Genomic DNA, 20,759 nt, shown 5'->3' on the forward strand with positions numbered 1-20,759 from the left:
TCAACGCTACCTGCTCGAACGCCTCCCCGCCGACGCAGCCGCCGACGCCGACGCAGCCGCCCAGCCACAGCCCCAATAGACTTGCACGGTGACTGATCCCGCAACGCCCGCCATCTTTGGTACTACCCCCACCGCCCTCGACGCTCCCCGCAGCGACCTTCCCGAACTGCTCACAGCGCTCGCCGACGACCTGCGGAACGTTGGCTACACCGTGGACGGAGTGGCAGGACTTCTGGGGGAGTCCGCCCACGCGGCCCTCGCCCGGGATCAGCTCATCCCTGCGCTCATCGTCACCGAACCGGCTGCCTTAACCGAAGACCCGGCGACGGACCGCGCGAAAGCCGCGCTCGCCGTCGTCGTGCGCTTGTGGCTTCTCGCTGTCCCGCAAACCGAAGGCGACGTCGACGCCGCCCTGCCGCGCGTCCGCACCTCGGGCCTGATGGAGCTTGGCTTGGTGGAGAAGAACGACGGCGGTGCTGTCGCCGCCAAAGTGGATTTGCGGCCGTACGGTTGGGAGGGCGACTTCGGAGCAGACAACAGCGGCAGCGGCGGCGCCGAACTGTGGGTTTCCAGCGATCTCGCCGCCCACCAGCAGCCCGGCGTGCTCCGGCATGACCATGTGCTGGGCATCGGGCAGGCCTCCACCACGCTTGTCCAGACCACCATCCGCCGGCACTCGAAACGCGCCCTTGACCTCGGGACGGGCTGTGGAATCCAGACTTTCCACCTCCTGCACCACAGTGAGCACGTCACGGCCACGGACATCTCCGAACGGGCCCTCGCGTTCACCCGCTTTAACCTGATGCTCAATGCGGAGGCCCTGCACCTTGACCCCGCCGATCTCGAGTCACGGGTGAGCTTGCGGCTGGGCTCGCTCCTGGAACCCGTTGCCGGTGAGACTTTCGATCTGGTGGTGTCCAATCCGCCTTTCGTCATTACGCCGCGAAGTGCCGGCGAGCATTCTTCGGAGCAGTTCACCTACCGCGACGGCGGGCTGCCCGGTGATGACATCGTCGCCAACCTCGTCCGCACGCTGCCCGACGTCCTCGCGCCCGGCGGCACGGCGCAAATGCTCGGCAACTGGGAGATCCCTGCGGGCAGCGGCTGGAGCGAGCGGCCCGCTTCGTGGCTCGCAGGGTCCGGCACGGAGGCGTGGTTCATCCAGCGGGAACAGGTGGGTCCGGAGCTGTACGCGGAGACCTGGTTGCAGGACGCCTCCGAGGGCCGCGACCGCGAGCTTTACCGTGATGCCTACGCCGCCTACCTGGAGGATTTCGCGTCCCGTAACGTGCAGGCCATTGGATTCGGAATGATCTGGCTGCGCCGGCCGCAGGACGCGCGTCCAGGAGCCGCGCCGGTTCGTTTCGAGGAAATCACCTACCCGATCGAGCAGCCGATCGGTCCGCACCTTGCCGCGTCGGTCGAACGCGCCGACTGGCTGGCCACCCACGAGCTCTCCGACGCCCACCTGGTGGTGGCTGAGGACGTGACCGAGGAACGCCACCAGCGGCCCGGCGCTGAACACCCCGGCGTCATCTTGTTGCGCCAGGGCGCGGGGCTGCGCCGGACGAATCTGCTGAGCACCGAGCTGGCCGGCTTCGTGTCGGCATGTGACGGCGAGCTGTCCGTCCACCAGCTGATCGGCGCCTTGGCCGCCCTGTTGGGTGGAGGGGACGACTTCGACGACGACGCCTTCCGCGCCGGGTTGCTCTCCGACGTGGGGAACCTGGTCCGCGATGGCTTCCTGCTTCCCGCGGCATAGGACAATTGCGGCGGCACCGGCGGATAAACTGTTCCGGTGAATGAAGACAACGGGGTATCCACCGGGCTGGCATCCCCGAAGCGCCGGAAACGGCCCGAGAAGACGGTGGAGATCACCGACCCCAAAGCGATCCGTGCGCTTGCGCATGCCGCCCGGCTTGAGGTCATCTCGGAACTGTATTCCACACAGCTGAGCCGCACGGCCACGGAGCTCGCCGCGCAGACCGGGCTCACGCCGAGCGCCATGAGCTACCACCTGAGGGCCCTCCAGAAATGGGGGATTGTGACTGCCGCGGACAACGAGGGCGACGCGCGCGAACGCCGTTGGAAGGCCGCGGGTTCGGACTTCACCATCAAATCCGGCGGCAACGCGCCGAGCCCGGAGATCGCCGTCGTCGAACTCGAACTGGACGCGTTCCGGCGTCGGGCGACCGCCTTCACCCGGGCCCGTGGTGAGCGGCGCCAGCGCGGCGAGGCCGCGAACGAGGCAGCCGCCATGGTGTTGTCCAGCGATCTGCTGTACTTGACTCCGGATCAGCGGACGGATCTCAAGGCCAAATTCCAGGACCTCATCAGGTCATATGAACTCGAAGATCCCACGCGGATTCCCGAAGGAGCGGTGCGAATCGCTACGATGTGGTCAATGATTCCGGACGACCGGACGCCGTCTTCAAGCTAGTCCCCACCGCCACCCTAACCTCGCAAGCTCGGCCAGGGAACCCTGGCGGCGTGGGCCCACCCCACTGTTCGTCCACAGCACTTGTGCACATGGAAACGCACGATTCTGCAAAATATGGTGAACTAGGCCAATATGGGCACGAGCCCAAGCAATTCATTTTTCTGTAGGAGAACCGTGCCCAGCAAGGCAAAAACCGGCAAGAAACTCGTGATCGTGGAGTCTCCGGCCAAGAGCAAGACCATCGCCAAGTACCTGGGCGAAGGCTTCATTGTCGAGGCCTCGATCGGTCACATCCGCGACCTCCCGCAGCCGTCGGACCTCCCTGCAGAACTGAAGAAGACTTCGGTGGGCAAGTTCGCCGTCGACATCGAGAACGACTTCAAACCGTATTACGTGGTGTCCCCGGACAAGAAGAAAAAGGTTGCCGAGCTCAAGGCCCAGCTGAAAGACGCTGACGCGCTCTATCTCGCAACCGATGGGGACCGCGAGGGCGAGGCCATCGCGTGGCACCTCCTGGAGGTCCTGAAACCCAAGGTTCCCGTCTACCGCATGACCTTCGGTGAAATCACCAAGGAAGCCATCCACCGCGCCATGGACAACCTGCGCGACGTCGACAGCGCCCTCGTGGACGCCCAGGAAACGCGCCGCATCCTGGACCGACTGTACGGTTACGAAATCTCCCCGGTGCTGTGGCGCAAGGTTGCCCGTGGCCTGTCCGCCGGCCGTGTGCAGTCGGTCGTGACCCGTATGGTGGTCGACCGCGAACGCGAACGCATGGCGTTCAAGTCCGCTTCGTACTGGGACCTGACCGGTCAGTTCGGCACCGGCTCCGCGACCTTCAAAGCGAAGCTCGCTGCCGTCGACGGCGCGAAGGTGGCCAGCGGCCGTGACTTCAACGACGATGGCGTCCTCACCTCCGCGAACGCGGTCCACCTCAACGAGGAACTCGCGACGTCGTTGGCCGCCGGACTGGAGAACGCGGACTTCCGCGTCCGCTCAGTCGACACCAAGCCGTACACTCGCCGTCCCGCGGCGCCGTTCACGACGTCGACCCTTCAGCAGGAAGCCGGCCGCAAGCTGCGCTTCTCCTCCAAGAGCACCATGCAGATCGCCCAGCGCCTGTATGAAAACGGCTACATCACCTATATGCGTACAGACTCGTCCGCATTGAGCGACGAAGCCCTGACGGCCGCACGCCGCCAGGCGGCCGAGCTGTACGGTCCCGAGTACGTGCCGCAGTCCCCCCGCGTCTACGCCAACAAGGCAGCCAACGCACAGGAAGCCCACGAAGCCATCCGACCCGCGGGTGACTCCTTCCGTACCCCGGCCCAGGTGGCCAACCATCTGACCGGCGACGCGTTCCGCCTCTACGAACTCATCTGGAAGCGCACCATTGCCTCCCAGATGGGTGACGCCAAGGGCTCCACCGCCACTATCCGCCTCGGCGCAGTGGCTAACGATGGGCGCGACGCCGAATTCTCGGCCTCCGGAACCGTCATCACCTTCCCCGGCTTCCTCGCGGCCTACGAAGAAGGCAAGGACGAGAGCCGCGGCGACGACGACTCCGACGAAGCCCGGCGCCTGCCCAACGTGGCCAAGGACGATTCCCTCACGGCTTCGGAAATCGTTGCTGTTGGCCACGAGACCTCGCCACCGCCGCGGTACACGGAAGCATCGCTGACGGCGGAGCTGGAAAAGCGCGGGATTGGCCGTCCGTCCACTTACGCGTCCACGATCTCCACCATCCAGGACCGCGGCTACGTCCGGAAGCAGGGATCGGCGCTGGTTCCCAGCTGGATCGCTTTCTCGGTAATCCGCCTGCTCGAGCAGCACTTCACCGACTACGTGGACTACGAATTCACGGCCGACATGGAAGGCGACCTGGACAAGATCGCCAACGGTCAGGCTGTCGGCGCCGCCTGGCTCAAGCACTTCTATTACGGTGAAGACGCCGATCCCGGACTGCTGAGCATCGTCAACAACCTCGGTGAAATCGATGCACGCGAGATCAACTCGGTGCCGATCGCCGAGGGCATCACGCTGCGCGTCGGCAAGTTCGGCCCGTACCTGGAAAGCTCGATCCCCACAATCGATCCCAAGACCGGCGAAGTCGTGGAGTCGGCGCGTGCCAACGTCCCCGAGGACCTCGCTCCGGACGAGCTCACTGCGGCCAAGGCCGTGGAGCTCATGGAAACGGCTGCACCCGAGGAACGCGTCCTGGGCGCGGACCCGCACACCGGGCACACCGTGGTCGCCAAGAACGGCCGCTACGGCGCCTATGTCACCGAGATCATCCCGGAGATGACGGAAGAGCAACTGGCAAACCAGCCGGTGGAATACTACAAGAACGGCAAGCCCAAGCCGCCGAAGAAGCCGGTCAAGGCCAAGCCGCGGACAGGTTCGCTCTTCAAGTCAATGGCCGTTGACTCGGTCACGCTCGACGAAGCCATTCAGCTCATGAGCCTGCCCCGTGTCCTCGGCGCGGACGCCGAAGGCAACCCCATTACGGTGCAGAACGGCCGCTTTGGGCCTTATTTGAAGAAGGGCACGGACTCGCGGTCCATCGGATCCGAGGAAGAGATCTTCACCATCACCCTGGAACAGGCACTGGAGATCTACTCCCAGCCGAAGCAGCGTGGTGCCCGTGCTGCCGTGCCGCCCCTGGCCGAGTTCGGCCCGGACCCTGTTTCGGAGAAGAACATCGTGGTGAAGGAAGGCCGTTTCGGTCCGTACATCACCGATGGCGTCACCAACATCACGGTTCCGCGTGCCACGTCCCTCGAGGAGCTGACCCGGGAGCAGGCAATCGAGCTGCTTGCCGAGAAACGCGCCAAGGGCCCCGTCAAGCGGACCGCCACGGCCCGCAAGGCGCCTGCGAAGAAGGCAGCGGCGAAGAAGTAGTTCCGAGTTGCCGAATTCGTGGGTGTGGGCCGGGGGCTGCGTTCTGGAACGCAGCCCCCGGCCCACACCCACGTACGGGGTTTCCCTGGTTTCCACATAGCTCGATTAGCTGCTTCCGGGCACTCCGCTGTTCGCCGAAGCTAGAGCAGTGAACAGTTACGGAAACATTGACTCTGTTGTCCCGGTGGACCCGCTAGCGGAACTTTGGGATCAGTTGGAACCGGCGAAAGCCCCTGTGGCTTCAGCGCCCTCGGGTCCGGTACGCTCGGCAGTTCCAGCGCGCACAAGCTCGGGAGCGCCGTTGCTTCCCCTGCATGGAAACATGTGGCGGACAGAGGAATTGCTGTCCCAAGGACTGAGCAAGCGACGGATCAATGCGCACCTCCGCTCCGGCTCACTGGTGAGGGTCCGCACGGGCGTCCTGGTCCGGTGCGACTTCTGGAATGGGCTTTCGGACGATGGCCGGGAGCGCAGTCAGTTGGCGGCATATTGCCGTCGGACCCTCCGCGTTACGGCGGACGGGTTGACGTTCAGCCACACCTCCGCCGCCCGTCTGCACCGTTTGTATTTGTGGCAGGCAGATCAGTTGATCCACGTCATCATTCCCTACCACGCAGCTAGTGGATCCCATGCCGCCGACGTCAGGGCTCATTCAGCCCTCCTCCTGCCCGGGCAACGGATCGAGATTGATGGACTTCCGGTGACATCACTTGACCGCACCGTTCTGGACTGCGCGCAGATACTGAATTACCGGCAGGGCCTGATTCTCTTGGACCACGGATTGAGGCGCGGATGCAATCGCGAGTGGTTGGAGTCAGCGTGCGCCAATCTGGTCGGTGCCCGGGGAGTCACCGCGTTCCGAAAAGCCCTGGCCTTTGCGAACCCATTGTCCGAATCCCCAGGGGAGACATTGACCCGGGACGTGATCGCCAAGCTCGGATTCCCGGATCCTGTGCTCCAGTTGCGGGTCCAAACACCTCGTGGCGCTTACCGATTCGACTTCGCGTGGCCGCACCTTCGGGCCGCGCTCGAATTCGACGGCAAGGCAAAGTACTTCGACTACAAGCCAACTGCGGAAGTAATCTTCGAAGAACGGCAAAGGGAGAAGCTGCTGACTGAGCAGGGCTGGCGGATCCTGCGCATTGGTTGGAAAGACCTCTTCGACGAACGCGGCCTGAAAGTACGTCTGCTCAGGCTTCTTAGGGGCTGAGATCGTGGGTGCGGGCCGACGACTACGTTCCGGAACGCAGCCCCCGGCCCACACCCACGATCTCGACGGCGGGCGGGAGGCGGCGGGGGTGCGGGCCGGGCGGGCGGGCGGACCGGGAATTGCTTCGAGCGGGGGAACCGTGATCGAGTGGAACCATGACAGATCAGCCTGCAGCCCCGGAATCCTTGCCTTTGAACGACCTCGAATCCAAGCTCGCAAAGGCCGGGCAACCTGACGCGAACCCGGTGGACGTCATCCTGGCCTTCCTGAACAACGAGGTCTACATCCTGAGCACCGACTCCTTGGATAAGCCTGACGCCGCCGTGGAGCCACTTGTCCTCGCAAACTCGGAGGGCCAGCCTGTCCTCGCCGTGTTCAGCCACCCGAGCCGCGTGGAGTCGCACTTCCTCGAGGCCGCGCCCAACGTCCTGGGCACCCATGGTTCTGCGATTCTGGACAGCATCGGCGACGAGCTGGGCCTTGTGATCAACCCCGGCAGCGAGCACGGCTTCGAGATGGGCCCGGAAGGTATCGCCAACGTCCGCCGCGACTTCACCCGCACCGATGGCGCCGAAGCCGCCGACGAAGCCGCCGCCCCGGCCGCAGATGCGACCGTAGAAGCAGGCACCGACGGACCCCAAGACTAATTGACTAACTGCCGGTACGAATCGGCGGTCGAACTTGCTTCACACGCTTCGAATCGGGGAATAATGGCAGAATGCGTCTTGGCGTCCTAGACATCGGTTCCAACACCGTCCATTTGCTTTTGGTGGACGCGCATCCAGGCGCACGCCCGGTCGCGTTTGCCTCCCATAAGCGACCACTTTCGCTGGTTCAGTTCCTGGACGCCGAAGGTAACATCAACGACGCCGGACAACACGAGTTGATCGAGTTCGTCCTCGAAGCGTGGGAGTTCGCGGCCCGCCACAAGGCCGAGGACCTCCTGGCTTTTTGTACTTCGGCCATCCGCGAGGCCACGAACGGCGTCGAAGTCCTCGCCCGCGTGAAGCACGAGACCACCGTGACCTTGCAGGAACTGACCGGCAGCGAAGAAGCCTCCATGACGTTCTTCGCGGTTCGACGCTGGTACGGCTGGGGCGCCGGTCCGATCCTGGACCTGGACATTGGCGGCGGCTCCTTCGAAATGGCGTTCGGCCAGGACGAACTTCCCGAGCTCGCGGTGTCGGTACCACTCGGAGCAAGCCGTTTGACCAGGGACTGGCTCCACAATGACCCTCCCACGGCCAAGAGCGTCAAAGAGCTGCGCAAGTACATCCGCCACACTCTCAAGCCCGTCGTGCGTGAGTTCAAGCAATTGGGCCGGGCCAACCTGGTGGCCGGAACCTCGAAGACCTTCCGTTCGCTTGCACGCATCGCAGGCGCGGCCCCCAGCGGCGCCGGTCCGTACGTCAAGCGCGAACTCCACGCCACGGACCTGGGACTCTGGGCGCAGCGGATTTCGGCTATGACGGTCGAGGATCGGCTGTACCTCCCGGGCGTCTCGGATGCACGGGCAGCGCAGATCCTTGCGGGTGCCCTCGTGGCCGAGGCGGCATTGGAAATGTTCGAGTTTCCCAGCATGGAGATCTGCCCTTGGGCCTTGCGCGAGGGATTGATCCTGCGCCGGCTCGACCAGCTGATCTTCGACGGCCCGCTTGCCCCGGCCCCGCATGTCGGGCTCGGAGGTGCGGTACCGGTACCACGCCTGGGCGCCAACACCGGAACGGCCGCGCCCGCGGCAGTACCTACACCAATCCCCATCGCCGGGAGGCAGGCCAACTAACATGAGCACCGACGTCGAGCACTCCGAAGAAGACACGCCGAGGATCCCGGTGGCGCTATCCAGCGCTTCTGTCTATCCGCTCAGTGTCCATGACGCCTTTGCCGTGGCGCAGGACCTGGGGTACGACGGTGTCGAGGTGATGGTGACCAACAACGCCACCAGCCAGAACCCGGATGCCCTCATCCAGCTAAGCCATCGCTACGATCAGCAAATCGTCTCCATCCACGCGCCCACCCTGTTGCTGACCCAGCAGGTTTGGGGCCCGGCGTGGAACAAGATTGAGATGTCCTGCCAGATGGCGCGCGAGGTCGGCTGCAACACTGTGGTGGTCCATCCGCCGTTCCGGTGGCAGTCGAACTATGCGGAGAATTTCGCTGCCGGCGTGCGCGAGATCGCGGCGATGTACCAAGTGCACATCGCGGTAGAGAACATGTACCCGTGGCGTGTGCGCGGCCGGGAGGCGCTCGCTTACCTTCCGCACTGGGATCCGATGGGCCAGGATTACGACGACGTCACCTGGGACTTCTCGCACGCGGCCACCGCGGGGGCCAACAGCCTTGAGGCGATACGGGCGCTCGGGAGCAAGCTGCGTCACGTCCACCTCACGGACGGTTCGGGCTCGGGCAAGGACGAACACTTGATCCCCGGTTACGGGACCCAACAGTGCGCCGAGGCGCTGCAGTATCTCGCGTCCAACGGATTCGAGGGCACGGTGGTTGCCGAGATCTCAACGCGCAAGGCCAAAGCTGCTGGTGAACGCGAGGAGTGGCTCGCCGAAACGCTGCGCTTCGCGCGCCAGCACTTGGGGGCGCCACTCGTGGGAGCCTTCGAGATCTAGGTTCCTTAAACGAGAAAGCACCGGCGGTCGATACGGGAAAATGGGGGGAAACCCGTTCGACCACCGGTGCTTGTGGCGGACATCCCCATGCCCGCCTCATCACTCGCACCCTCAATGAGGTAACTACTAAGTTACGGAGCGATATTGGGTGCAGCCTGCAATAACCTTGGGAACTAGCTGGGAATCCTGGGCTCTCTATCGAACCCTGCAACTGGTTCTGCAGCGGCGCAGCTGAACTGGCATTATGGAGCCATGAGCAACCGAATCGCATTCCTTGGCTGTGGGTCCATGAACGAGGCCATCCTGGGTGGCCTGCTGGCCGCCGGCACGGATCCATCGGACGTGGTCGCCACGGTACGTCGAGCAGAACGCGCCGCCGAACTGGCTGAGCGCCACCACGTGATGACCATCGCCGGAGCCGAGGAGCCAGACAACAACAAGCTGGCCACGAAGGGCGCTTCGGTTGTCATCCTGGGTGTCAAGCCTGTGGGCATTGCCGATCTCGCCCGGGAGATCTCGCCGTCGCTGGCGAAGAGCACCATTGTGATCAGCGTTGCCGCAGCCGTGTCCATCGCCCAGTTGGAGGCTGCCCTGCCGGCGGGCCAGCCTGTCATTCGCACGATGCCCAACACGCCTGCCAAGCTCGGCCGTGGAGTGGTCTCCGTTTCGCCTGGAACCAGCTGCACTCCCGAGCAGCTCCAGCAGGCCAAGGACATCCTCGCCGCCGCCGGCACCGTGGTGGAAATCCCTGAGGAACAGGTGGATGCCCTGTCCGCCATCAGCGGCTCGGGCCCCGCGTACGCGTTCTACCTTGCCGAGGCCATGGCGGCCGCCGGCGTCGAACTTGGCCTTGATCCTGAGCTCTCCCTCATGATTTCCCGCGAGACCGTGGCAGGCGCGGGTTTCATGCTTGCCGAACCCGGAGCCGACCCCACTGCACTCCGCATCGCAGTGACCAGCCCCAACGGCACCACGGAACGCGCCATTGCGGCATTCAACGACGGCGGCATACCCGCGATCATCGCCGACGGAGCCCGCGCAGCCGCGGCCCGAGCCGCGGAAATCACGCAGCAGCTCGCCTAGCCTCGCCCTAAGAGTCAGCCTCGCCCTAAGAGTCAGCTACGGCCGCGCCGCGAACCGTTCCAGCAGGTCCACGTGCCCGGACACAATCAGCATGTCGCGGCCGGAAACCTTCGTGTCCGGCCGGGCGTAGGTGAAGTCCTCGCCCGGGGACTTCACGCCGACAATGGTCACGCCGTACTTGGAACGGACCTTGGACTCATCCAGCGTGAAGCCCACGGTTTCCTTGGGCGGGTACATTTTCACGATGGCAAAGTCGTCGTCGAACTCGATGAAGTCCAGCATGCGCCCCGACACGAGGTGTGCTGCACGGACGCCGGCGTCGGCCTCGGGGTAGATGACGTGGTTGGCGCCGATGCGCGTGAGGATCTTGCCGTGCGAGGCAGTGATCGCTTTCACCCAAAGGTGTTCGATGCCCAGATCCACGAGGTTCACCGTGATGAGCACCGAGGACTCGATCGACGTTCCCACACCCACCACGGCAGAGCTGAATTCCTGCGCGCCGAGTTGGCGGAGGGCATCGATGTTGGTGGCGTCCGCCTCGACGACGTGGGTCAGCACGGAAGCCCAATTCTGGACGAGCGTGCGGTCCCGCTCGATGGCCAGGACTTCGCGCCCCTGTTTGACGAGCTGCTCGGCGGTGGCTGCACCGAATCGGCCCAAGCCGATCACCAGCACGGGCGCGTTGTGCGCCGGCCGGTTGGGGGCGCCTGTTGAATTAGCCAATGATCGGCCTCTCTTCCGGATAATGGAATAGCTGCCTGCGCTGGCGGAGGGCCAGGGCGGAGGCAAGGGTTATGGTGCCGATGCGGCCGGCGAACATGAGGGCGGCGAGGACGTAGACCCCCGACGGCGGCAGTTCGGCGCTGAGGTTCGTGCTGAGTCCCACGGTGGCAAAGGCTGAAATGGTCTCGAAGAGTACCCGGTCCAGGCTGGCGCCGCTGATAGCCAAGAGCAAGAATGCGGATGCGCACACCAAGGTGGCACCAGCGACGATCACCGAGATGGCTACCCGCATGGTGCCTTCCGGGATCGTGCGGCCGTAGACCTTGACGTCGTCGTCGCCCCGGGCCTCAGCGACGATGGCGAGGAACATGACCGCTATGGTGGTCACCTTGATGCCGCCCGCCGTGGACGCCGAACCACCGCCGGCGAACATGAGCGCGTCCGACAACAGCCTGGTGGTTGAATCCATGTGGCCCTGGTCGACCAGGTTGAAGCCACCGGAGCGCGTCATGACCGAGGCGAAAATGGAATGCGTGATCTTGTCGCCGACGCTCATGTTGGCGATGGTGTTGGTGTTGTCCCACTCCATCAAGGCCCAGAGGGCTGCGCCGGCAACGAGGAGGATCAGGGAAACCTGGATGGTCAGCTTGGTGTGGAGGCTCCACTTCTTCCAATTGAAGCCATGCCGTCGGAGCACCAGCATCACCGGGAAGCCGAGGCTGCCGAGGAACACGCCAAGCATGAGCGGCACAAGAATCCACAAATCGGTCTCGTACGGCACGATTCCGTCGGAATGGGGTGTGAAACCGGCATTGTTGAAGGAAGAAATCGAGTAGAAGACCCCGTGCCAGACGGCCTGCCAGAAGTCCTCGCCGAGTGTCAGGAACCGCGGAATCATCGCGATGGCCAGTATGGCCTCAATGGTCACGGACGTCGAGATGACGATCCGCAGCAATGTACCCACTTCGCCCAAGCGTCCGGCGTTGTTCATGGCCTCCTGGGCAATGAGCTTGCCCCTCACGCCCAGCCGTTTGCTGACCATGAGTGCCAGGAGGGATGCGAGTGTCAGGGTTCCCAATCCACCCACGAAGATGCCCACGAGAATCACGAGCTGGCCGAAGAAGGTCCAGTGCGTCGCCGTCGACACAACCGTCAAGCCAGTGACGCAAACGCTGGAAACAGCGGTGAACAAGGCCTGGTGGATCGGAGTGACCGCACCGTCGGCCGATGCCGCTGGCAGGGAAAGCAGGCCGGTGAACAAGAGAATCGCGAAGACGTACGCCGTCAGCGCCAATCGCGCCGGCGAGGAGTTGGCGATGTTGTCGATGAAGTCGCGGATACCCGTGAAAATCCACAGGCCTCCCCGCTCCGGCTGGACGGTTTGCCAGCTGGCAGGGTCTCGGGACCTCGACTGGCTCTGAGTCATGGCAGTGCTGTTCGCTTCTGGTCGATTGATTCTGCTTTCCTGAGTAGTAAACCACTAATCGCCGGCCGTAACGGGGCAGGTGCGTTCCCGCCGCTCGGGTAGCCTGTCATTGATGACTTCCTGGGCAGGCCTCCGTCCGTCCCCGCTGCCAACGACGGTGGCGTGGGATCCCGCCATGACCGCATACGATTTCGGTCCCTCGCATCCGATGGCCCCCGCGCGGCTGGAACTGACGGCCAGGCTCGCAGCGGCGCTCGGACTCTTCGACCTGGAGCATGTGTCTGTCCAGGCGCCCCAGGTCGCGTCCGACGTTGAACTCCAGTCAGTGCACAGTGCCGAATATGTCGCCGCCGTGCGGCGTGCAAGCGAAGACCCGACCACGCCTGACCCCGAACGCGGGCTCGGCACCGAAGATGATCCCGCTTTTGCCGGAATGCACGAAGCCAGCGCCCGGCTTGCCGGAGGGTCGTTGCTCGCGGCCGAGGCGATCCTGTCCGAGACCGCGGTCCGCGCCGTCAACTTCGGCGGCGGCATGCATCACGCCTCCCGCGGGCGTGCCAGCGGCTTCTGTATCTATAACGACGCCGCACTCGCCGTGCAGAGGCTGCTCGACGGCGGTGTCCGCCGGGTTGCGTACATCGACGTCGATGCCCACCACGGCGACGGCACCCAGAGTATCTTCTGGAACGACCCGAGGGTCTTGACGATTTCCCTGCACGAGAGCGGCCTCTCGTTGTTCCCAGGAACGGGATTCGCCAACGAGATCGGCGGCCAGGACGCGCTCGGCACAGCCGTCAACGTGGCACTGCCGGCGTGGACGGGCGACGCCGGGTGGTTGCGCGCCTTCCACGCCGTGGTGCCGCAAGTCGTGCAGGCCTTTGAACCGGAAGTCATCGTCAGCCAGCATGGCTGCGACTCCCACAAACTCGATCCCCTCACGCACCTCAACCTGAGTGTGGACGGCCAACGCGAGGCTGCCACTTCCGTCGCGGGCCTCGCCGCCAGGTTCTGCGAAAACCGTTGGATCGCCACCGGGGGAGGGGGGTACGACATCACGGGAGTGGTGCCACGCACATGGAGCCATTTGATAGGCATCGTTGCCCAACATCCCGTCCAGCTGACGGCTCCGGTCCCGGAGGCTTTCCGGAGCTATGTCCGGGAAAAGTACGGGGAAACGGTACCGGAACTCATGGGCGACGGCGTCGACACTTGGTGGCGTTCGTGGGAGGTCGGGTACGACCCCGCGGATGCTGTGGATCGCACCATCATTGCCACCCGCAAGGAGATCTTCCCGCTCTACGGACTGGATCCCTGGTTCGACTGATGCGCGCTCATCCAGCTGGCCTGGGGTTGGGGCAACGGCACGCGCATCTGCGAAATAGTTGATGCCTTTTGGCGTATATGTCGCTAGGGTGGGAGGCATGGTGACTGACGACGTATTTGCCGTCATTGCTGAGGCAACCCGGCGTGACATTCTGGTTTCCCTCCGCTCTGGGGATAAGGCTGTGGGGGAACTGGTGGAGGAGCTCGCCGCGAGCCAGCCCACCATTTCAAAGCATTTGAAGGTACTCCGCGAGGCGGATCTCGTCAGCATGCGCGCGCAGGGACAGAAACGCTATTACGCGTTGAACCCGAAGCCGCTCGCCGGGGTTGCCAGCTGGCTGGAGACGTTCGACGTCGGTCCCGCCGAGGCTGAAACCGAAGCCGCCACGCCGACTCGCAGCCCCCGCGCACGTTCGGTTGGCCAGCCGGGCGCGGTTGGTCAGCAGGGCCAAGGCGCCGCGAAGAAGCAGCTCAAGCAGCCCGACGGCGAGCCGCTCGGCACGTCTCCGGCGAGCACCGACGTCGAGCGCTCGCCTGAAACCGTTCCGGCCTCCGGAGCAGTTGCCTCCGCAGCAGGAATCGACGACACCAGGCCGCAGCAGATCGGCCGTACGGTTGGCCGTGCCGCCACCAAGGCTGCGGACCTCTTGGCGAACCTGCCCAACCTACCCAACCTGCCGAAGTTCGGGCGGAAGAAGTAGCAGCAAACGGGGGTGATCCCGGTCAGGCCGTGATTCGCTCCTGTCCAATGTTTCCTTGAAGTACAGCGCTTTCGACGGCCGCTGATTCGCGGGCTGCCCGGTCGTAATCGGTTCGGATGGAGACTGCCGCGCGTCTGATGGGAGCATGGGCGGGATTGTACGCAGACCCGCCACTCGGCGCTGAAGTTGTAGGGAGTCACATGGATTCGAGGCTGGAAGCAGTCCGGGACACCGTCTTGGCGCGGAACCCGGGCGAGCTGGAATTTCACCAGGCAGTCACCGAGGTCTTTGAAAGCCTCGGCCCTGTACATGACAGGCACCCGGAATTCCTCGAAGGCGCCGTCCTTGAGCGCCTGTGCGAACCGGAGCGCCAAATCATCTTCCGCGTCCCCTGGACCGACGACGCCGGATGCGTTCACGTCAACCGCGGTTTCCGCGTCGAGTTCAATTCAGCCTTGGGCCCCTACAAGGGCGGACTGCGCTTCCACCCCTCGGTCTACCTGGGCATCGTCAAGTTCCTCGGCTTCGAACAGATCTTCAAGAATGCCCTGACAGGCATGCCGATCGGTGGTGGCAAGGGAGGCTCGGACTTCGATCCCCGTGGCCGCTCCGACGCCGAAGTCATGCGCTTTTGCCAGTCCTTCATGACCGAGCTGTACCGCCACATCGGCGAATACACAGATGTTCCTGCCGGCGACATCGGCGTGGGAGGCCGTGAGATCGGCTACCTGTTCGGCCAGTACAAGCGCATCACCAACCGCTACGAGTCGGGCGTCCTGACGGGCAAGGGAATCTCGTGGGGCGGCTCCCTGGTCCGGCCGGAAGCCACTGGTTTCGGTACCGTCATCTTCGCCCAGGAGATGCTCAAGACCCGGGGCCAGTCCTTCGATGGCCAACGCGTCGTGGTCTCCGGTTCGGGCAACGTCGCCATTTACGCCATCGCCAAAGCCCAGGCCCTTGGCGCCACAGTGGTGGCCTGCTCCGATTCCGCGGGTTATGTCGTGGACGAGGCCGGTATCGATGTCGCGCTGCTCCGCCGGATCAAGGAAGTCGAACGGGGCCGCCTCACGGAATACGCGGAGCGCCGCCGGGGAGCCAACTATGTGGCCGGCGGCTCGGTCTGGGACGTCAACGGCACCGTTGCACTGCCGTGCGCGACGCAAAACGAGCTCGACGGCGACGCCGCGGCCAAGCTCGTCAGCAACGGTCTGCTGGCAGTCGCCGAAGGCGCCAACATGCCCTCCACCCGCGAAGCCGTTGCGGTTTTCCAGGACGCGGGCATCCTGTTTGCCCCGGGCAAGGCGGCCAACGCCGGCGGAGTGGCGACGTCGGCGTTGGAGATGCAGCAGAACGCCAGCCGCGATTCCTGGTCCTTCGAACACACGGAAGCGCGCCTTACGGAAATCATGGTGGGAATCCACGATCGTTGTGCCGAAACCGCGGAGGAATATGGTGCGCCGGGCAACTACGTCCTGGGTGCCAACATCGGCGGATTCGTGAAGGTAGCCGACGCCATGTTGGCGCAGGGCCTCATCTAGGCCCCAACTGACTGACAGTAGGTGTCGTTTTGAGGCCCCAAAACGACACCTACTGCGAGTTACTTGGGCAGCCCGACCTAGCGCTGCAGCAGGCGCACGTGTTCCGGGTTGAGTTCCGAAATCTTCGTGACTCCGAGCAGGGCCATGGTGCGGGCCATGTCCTTCTCCAGGATCTGGATGGTGCGGTCCACGCCTGCCCGGCCGCCGGCCATGAGCCCGTAGAGGTAGGCGCGGCCGATCAACGTGAAGTCGGCGCCGAGTGCCAGGGCCGCCACGATGTCGGCACCGCTCATGATGCCCGTGTCCAGGATGATGGCCGCGTCGCTGTTGTCCGCTTTCAGTGCGGCGGCGACTTCCGGAACGAGGTGCAGCGGAATCGGTGCCCGGTCCAGTTGACGCCCGCCGTGGTTGGAGACCACGACGCCGTCCGCGCCGTGGTCCACCACCTTGCGGGCGTCTTCCACCGTCTGGATGCCCTTGACTACGAGCTTGCCCTTCCAGGTTTCCCGCAGCCAGTCGAGGTCGTCGAAGGTCAGGGTGGGATCGAACATGGAGTTGATGAGGTCGGCCACGGTTCCTGTGTAGCGGGAGAGGGAGGCGAACGTCAGCGGCTCGTGCGTGAGGAAGTTGAACCACCATGCGGGCCGGTAGGAGGCATCCAGGACCGTCTTCACCGTGAGGGCCGGCGGAATGGTCATACCGTTGCGGACGTCCCGCAGCCGGGCACCCGCGACGGCGGTGTCCACCGTGACCATGAGGGTGTCGTTTCCGGCCTTGGCGGCGCGTTCGATCAGTTCCAGGGAACGGTCCCGGTCTGTCCAAAGGTACAGTTGGAACCAGTTGCGGCCGTTCGGAGCCGCGGCGGCCACATCCTCGATGGAGGCCGTGCCCATCGTGGACAGGGTGTACGGAATGCCGGCCGCTTCGGCCGCCTGCGAGCCCGCGTACTCACCCTCCGACTGCATCATGCGGGTGAATCCCGTAGGAGCGATGCCGAACGGAAGCCGTGATTCCTTGCCCAGGATCTCGGTCCTGAGGTCGATGCTGGAGACGTCGCGCAGGATTCCCGGCCGGAACTCGATGTCCTGGAACGCCTGGCGGGCCCGGCGAAGCGTGATCTCCGCCTCCGCTGCACCGTCCGTGTAGTCGAACGGCGCCTGGGGAGTGCGTCGCTTGGCCATGTCCCGCAGTTCCCAAACGGTGGATGCGCGGCGCAGCTTCGCCGCGTTGCTGAACTCGGGCTTCTTGAACTTCATGAGCGGCGCCAGGTCGGCGTATTTGGGCACCCGGCGCTTGAGTGCTGCGGGGCGCCCGACGGCGGCGGGGACGTTCGCGGGCACCTCAAGGGAAGGTGCGTTGCTCGGCTGGACGGTCTGCGTCATGGTGCTGTCTCCAGTGTGCTTGTGTGGTTAGACCACACTCTATGCCATGTGGTCCAACCACATCAACTACTATTTATCCATGCGAACGCACGAGCTCGTCCTGAGTTGGATCGAAAAGCAATTGTCCGACGGGCACTTGGTGCTTGGCGGACGGCTTCCCGCTGAGCGGGCGCTTGCCGAACAGCTGGAAGTCTCGCGGACGTCGGTCCGCGAAGCCATCCGGATCCTGGAAGCCATGGGCGTGGTGCGGGCAGGTGTCGGCTCCGGCAAGGATGCCGGGACCGTGGTCATCGCGGAACCGGCCACGGCTCTCGGCTCCGCACTCCGCCTCCATGTGGCCACGCAGCATTTGCCGGTCGCCGACATCGTGGAAACGCGTGTCCTGCTCGAATCATGGGCGGTATCCCGCGCCAAGGCCGACGCCCCCGAACTCGGGGAAGCAGCGAGGCTCCTAGACGAAATGGACGTGAGTGCCGCCGTCGACGACTTCCTCGCGCTGGACGTCGCCTTCCACCTGGCGCTGGCGGAAGCCGCCGGAAATGCCGTGGTGAGCACCATCATGGGATCGCTCCGGGAAGCGATTGAGGGGTACGCGGCGGCGCTCACGGCAAACTTGCCGGATTGGGATAGCACCGCCCAGCGGCTGAGGTCCGAGCACCGCGCGATTTTGTCGGCGGTGAACGACGGCGCCGGCGGACGGGCAGCGACCCTCGTTGCCGCACACATCGAGGGGTACTACCGGGAGGCCGGGCTGGGGCAGGCCCCTGCGGAACCTAGGCTTTGACGGGTCCGGTGCTGCCCCTGAGCTCAATCCGCGGCGGGAAGTAGTTCGTGGGGGAGGCGGCGTCTTTGGTCTGGATCTGCTCCCGCATGCGGCGCCACGCAAGGTCCCCGAGGTCGGAGATCGGCACGGCGGCGGTGGTCAGCGGAGGCATGGTGTACCGGGCGAAGGGCATGTCGTCGAAACCGGTGAGCGACAAGTCTTCCGGCACGCGGATCCCGCGCTGGCTTAGTCCGCTCAAGAGGCCCATCGCCGCGACGTCGTTGAAGACGAGGATCCCGGTGGCACCGCACGAGGCGACCGCATCGCTTGACTCGAATCCGGCGTCGAACGTGTTGCCTCCGGGAATGAACTGCAATTCGACGTTCGGGAATTCGGCCGTGAACTTTTCGAGCCCGCGGAGGCGCTGCACGTTGGACGCGCTGCGGTCCGGTCCCGTCAGGTAGGCCAGTTTGCGATGGCCCAGCTCCACCAGATGGGCGGCGAGCTCCTGGATGCCTTGGCCGTAGTCCACCACGAGGCTGGGAGTCGGCACCGACTCGGTGGTGCGGTTGATGAGGACGAGCGGATAGAGCGTGGGGGCGAGTTCTTCCAGTTCCGCGTCGCTCATGCGGGGGGCGCAAAGAACGACGCCGTCGCATCGCCTCCGCGCTTCCCCGGCGAGGATCGCTTCTTCGCTGGAGACTTCGGAGGAGTCCGCGATCAATACGCGGTAGCCGTCGCGGGCCGCGGCAATACTCAGTCCGCGGAGAATGGCCTGGAACGTGGGGTTGGACAGGTCCGGCACCACGATTCCGATAGTGTCGGTTTTTCCCAGGGCCAGGCTGCGGCCTACCGGGTTCGGCTTGTACTTCAGCTCCAAGGCGGCCGCGCGCACGCGAGCGGCAATGTCCGCGTCCACGGTTGTATTTCCGTTCATGACGCGGGAAACCGTGGCATGCGAAACACCGGCCATGGATGCCACATCTGCGATGCCCACCCGCCGGGTGTTCCTTCTGCCTGGCATGGTTTCCTTCCTTGAGCTGTGGCCGCCCTGCTCCAACGCGGCGGCAACAATTGTTCTGAGGTGAAGTTTATAGTGCGTGGGGAAACGGTTTCCCTTGATGTCGTTGCATTTCGATTTGCGGGCATCCGGAGCCTGACGCTATGGTTTGGCTATGACTAACCGTTGGTATGCGTATTTTTCGTTGGCTCTGGAGGGGCCCGCGTCTAACTGACACGCATCCAACTTTCCTTCAGAGCCAACAGGGCAGAGATCATTCTCTGCCCTTCGCCATTTCCAGGCGGGCTCTGAGTAGGGTCCGCACCTCTTTCGGAACAGGACCCCTTTCATGACCAGCATCGCAGCAGAGCCCACCACACATAACGTCGACGTCGAGAATGCCGGCGCCCAGTCGACGTCGAACCTGCGCGTCAGCCGCTTCGAGCCGCTCCCCACGCCGCAGGAAATCAGCGCCGAACTGCCGCTCGACGCGAGGTCCGCCGCCGTCGTCGAGCGTGGACGCGATGGAGTCCGCGCCATCATGGACGGCGTGGACGATCGCCTGCTGGTGATCGTAGGCCCTTGCTCCATCCACGATCCGAAGGCCGGCCTGGAATACGCACGCAGGCTGGTCAGCCAGGCGGAGCAGCACAAGGAAGACCTCTTGATCGTCATGCGGGCGTACTTCGAGAAGCCGCGGACCACGGTGGGCTGGAAGGGCCTCATCAACGATCCCCATTTGGACGGCAGCCACGACATCGCGGCCGGACTTCGTGCGGCGCGTGGATTCCTGCAGCAAGTCACGGCCCTCGGCTTGCCGACGGCCACCGAGTTCCTTGAGCCCATCAGTCCGCAATACATGGCCGACCTCGTGGCGTGGGGCGCCATCGGTGCGCGGACCACCGAAAGCCAGATCCACCGTCAGCTCGCCTCCGGGCTTTCCATGCCGATCGGCTTCAAGAACGGGACCGACGGCGACCTCCAGGTAGCGATCGATGCCTGCGGTGCCTCTGCCGCACCCCAGGCGTTCCTGGGGATCGACGGTGATGGCCGCGCCGCCCTGGTGGCGACTTCGGGCAACCCGGACACGCATGTGATCCTGCGCGGTGGCCGCAAGGGTCCTAACTACGCCGCCGACCAGGTTGCTGCCGCCTCGGAGAAGCTTGCGGCGAAGGGGCTGAATCCGCGGCTGATCGTTGACGCGAGCCATGCCAACAGCGGTAAGAGCCACCATCGCCAGGCCGAAGTCGCCTTGGAGATCGGTGCGCAATTGGAAGACGACGTTGCTTCGCCGATCGCCGGCGTCATGCTGGAGAGTTTCCTTGTGGGTGGGGCGCAGAACCTGGATGTGGAGCGGCAGTCGGCTGGCAAACAAGAGCTCGTCTACGGCCAGAGCGTCACCGACGCCTGCATGGAATGGGACGTAACAGTGTCGGTCCTGGGCCAGCTGGCGGCCTCGGCCCGCAAACGTCGGATGGCCGTTTCCAACTAAAGGAACCGAGCCTCCATCTAGCCGAAGGACTTTCACTTTGGTACCAGCAGCCTCTAGAGTATCTAGCACATGGTTGTTTGATGGCTCAGCATCGGCACACCAGGTAATGAATGCTGGGGTTCGCCGCTAACCGCTGAGAGCAAAGGAATATGGAGA

At 64.4% G+C, this 20,759-nt stretch carries 17 protein-coding genes; 13 read left to right on the forward strand and 4 right to left on the reverse strand.

What is annotated here, in order from left to right; all coding sequences use genetic code 11:
* Positions 1 to 88 precede the first annotated feature (88 nt).
* The 8 genes from QRN59_RS15330 (at position 89) to proC (ending at position 10,255) form a co-directional block, all read left to right on the forward strand.
* Positions 89 to 1,762 carry a DUF7059 domain-containing protein gene (locus QRN59_RS15330; protein ID WP_284983357.1) on the forward strand — a complete coding sequence of 558 codons (1,674 nt, stop codon included), beginning with the start codon at positions 89 to 91 and terminating at the stop codon, positions 1,760 to 1,762.
* 36 nt (positions 1,763 to 1,798) lie between these two features.
* The gene (locus tag QRN59_RS15335; RefSeq protein ID WP_234748750.1) at positions 1,799 to 2,440 is read left to right on the forward strand and encodes an ArsR/SmtB family transcription factor; all 642 of its coding nucleotides are present in this window, start codon (positions 1,799 to 1,801) and stop codon (positions 2,438 to 2,440) included.
* Positions 2,441 to 2,614: 174 nt separating this feature from the next.
* Complete coding sequence (gene topA / locus QRN59_RS15340) at positions 2,615 to 5,341, forward strand: type I DNA topoisomerase (RefSeq protein ID WP_284983358.1); 2,727 nt, start codon at positions 2,615 to 2,617, stop codon at positions 5,339 to 5,341.
* Positions 5,342 to 5,663: 322 nt separating this feature from the next.
* Positions 5,664 to 6,551, forward strand: a complete 888-nt coding sequence (locus tag QRN59_RS15345) for a hypothetical protein (RefSeq protein ID WP_284983359.1) — start codon at positions 5,664 to 5,666, stop codon at positions 6,549 to 6,551.
* A 155-nt stretch (positions 6,552 to 6,706) separates the two neighbouring features.
* Positions 6,707 to 7,198, forward strand: a complete 492-nt coding sequence (locus tag QRN59_RS15350; RefSeq protein ID WP_284983360.1) for an SseB family protein — start codon at positions 6,707 to 6,709, stop codon at positions 7,196 to 7,198.
* A gap of 71 nt (positions 7,199 to 7,269) precedes the next feature.
* Positions 7,270 to 8,334 carry a Ppx/GppA phosphatase family protein gene (locus QRN59_RS15355; RefSeq protein WP_284983361.1) on the forward strand — a complete coding sequence of 355 codons (1,065 nt, stop codon included), beginning with the start codon at positions 7,270 to 7,272 and terminating at the stop codon, positions 8,332 to 8,334.
* 1 nt (position 8,335) lies between these two features.
* Positions 8,336 to 9,172 carry a sugar phosphate isomerase/epimerase family protein gene (locus tag QRN59_RS15360; RefSeq protein WP_059389509.1) on the forward strand — a complete coding sequence of 279 codons (837 nt, stop codon included), beginning with the start codon at positions 8,336 to 8,338 and terminating at the stop codon, positions 9,170 to 9,172.
* A gap of 252 nt (positions 9,173 to 9,424) precedes the next feature.
* Positions 9,425 to 10,255: a pyrroline-5-carboxylate reductase gene (proC, locus tag QRN59_RS15365; protein WP_284983362.1), complete on the forward strand. Its 831-nt coding sequence runs from the start codon at positions 9,425 to 9,427 to the stop codon at positions 10,253 to 10,255.
* Between the two features lie 36 nt (positions 10,256 to 10,291).
* Here the strand turns inward: proC and QRN59_RS15370 are convergent, their stop codons facing one another.
* Together QRN59_RS15370 and QRN59_RS15375 are read right to left on the reverse strand one after the other, a co-directional pair.
* Positions 10,292 to 10,930: a potassium channel family protein gene (locus QRN59_RS15370; RefSeq protein WP_171983496.1), complete on the reverse strand. Its 639-nt coding sequence runs from the start codon at positions 10,928 to 10,930 to the stop codon at positions 10,292 to 10,294.
* A gap of 40 nt (positions 10,931 to 10,970) precedes the next feature.
* On the reverse strand, positions 10,971 to 12,404 hold the full coding sequence (locus tag QRN59_RS15375; protein WP_284983363.1) for a TrkH family potassium uptake protein: 1,434 nt from the start codon (positions 12,402 to 12,404) through the stop codon (positions 10,971 to 10,973).
* A 112-nt stretch (positions 12,405 to 12,516) separates the two neighbouring features.
* On the opposite strand from QRN59_RS15375, the gene QRN59_RS15380 reads away from it, so the two are divergent.
* The 3 genes from QRN59_RS15380 to gdhA all read left to right on the forward strand — a co-directional run bounded on the left by QRN59_RS15380 (position 12,517) and on the right by gdhA (position 15,966).
* Positions 12,517 to 13,728 (forward strand): acetoin utilization protein AcuC, encoded by a 1,212-nt coding sequence (locus QRN59_RS15380; protein ID WP_284983364.1) that lies wholly within the window; start codon positions 12,517 to 12,519, stop codon positions 13,726 to 13,728.
* A 97-nt stretch (positions 13,729 to 13,825) separates the two neighbouring features.
* A complete protein-coding gene (locus QRN59_RS15385) occupies positions 13,826 to 14,428 on the forward strand; it encodes an ArsR/SmtB family transcription factor (RefSeq protein WP_284983365.1) in 603 nt (200 codons plus the stop codon).
* A gap of 200 nt (positions 14,429 to 14,628) precedes the next feature.
* Positions 14,629 to 15,966 carry an NADP-specific glutamate dehydrogenase gene (gdhA, locus tag QRN59_RS15390; protein WP_284983366.1) on the forward strand — a complete coding sequence of 446 codons (1,338 nt, stop codon included), beginning with the start codon at positions 14,629 to 14,631 and terminating at the stop codon, positions 15,964 to 15,966.
* A 77-nt stretch (positions 15,967 to 16,043) separates the two neighbouring features.
* Here gdhA and QRN59_RS15395 read toward each other — a convergent pair whose 3' ends face one another.
* Entirely contained in the window at positions 16,044 to 17,348 is a 1,305-nt protein-coding gene (locus QRN59_RS15395; RefSeq protein WP_502871062.1) for an alpha-hydroxy acid oxidase, read from the reverse strand.
* Positions 17,349 to 17,427: 79 nt separating this feature from the next.
* On the opposite strand from QRN59_RS15395, the gene QRN59_RS15400 reads away from it, so the two are divergent.
* Complete coding sequence (locus tag QRN59_RS15400) at positions 17,428 to 18,132, forward strand: FadR/GntR family transcriptional regulator (RefSeq protein ID WP_284983367.1); 705 nt, start codon at positions 17,428 to 17,430, stop codon at positions 18,130 to 18,132.
* On the opposite strand, the gene QRN59_RS15405 is transcribed toward QRN59_RS15400, so the two are convergent.
* On the reverse strand, positions 18,122 to 19,135 hold the full coding sequence (locus QRN59_RS15405; RefSeq protein WP_284983368.1) for a LacI family DNA-binding transcriptional regulator: 1,014 nt from the start codon (positions 19,133 to 19,135) through the stop codon (positions 18,122 to 18,124). The two genes, QRN59_RS15400 and QRN59_RS15405, sit on opposite strands and share 11 nt — an antisense overlap.
* A 325-nt stretch (positions 19,136 to 19,460) precedes the next feature.
* Between QRN59_RS15405 and QRN59_RS15410 the strand changes: the two genes are divergently transcribed.
* On the forward strand, positions 19,461 to 20,603 hold the full coding sequence (locus QRN59_RS15410) for a 3-deoxy-7-phosphoheptulonate synthase (RefSeq protein ID WP_284983370.1): 1,143 nt from the start codon (positions 19,461 to 19,463) through the stop codon (positions 20,601 to 20,603).
* Positions 20,604 to 20,759 lie beyond the last annotated feature (156 nt).

It is taken from the genome of Arthrobacter sp. efr-133-TYG-118, assembly GCF_030209755.1.
Classification (GTDB): Bacteria; Actinomycetota; Actinomycetes; order Actinomycetales; family Micrococcaceae; genus Arthrobacter.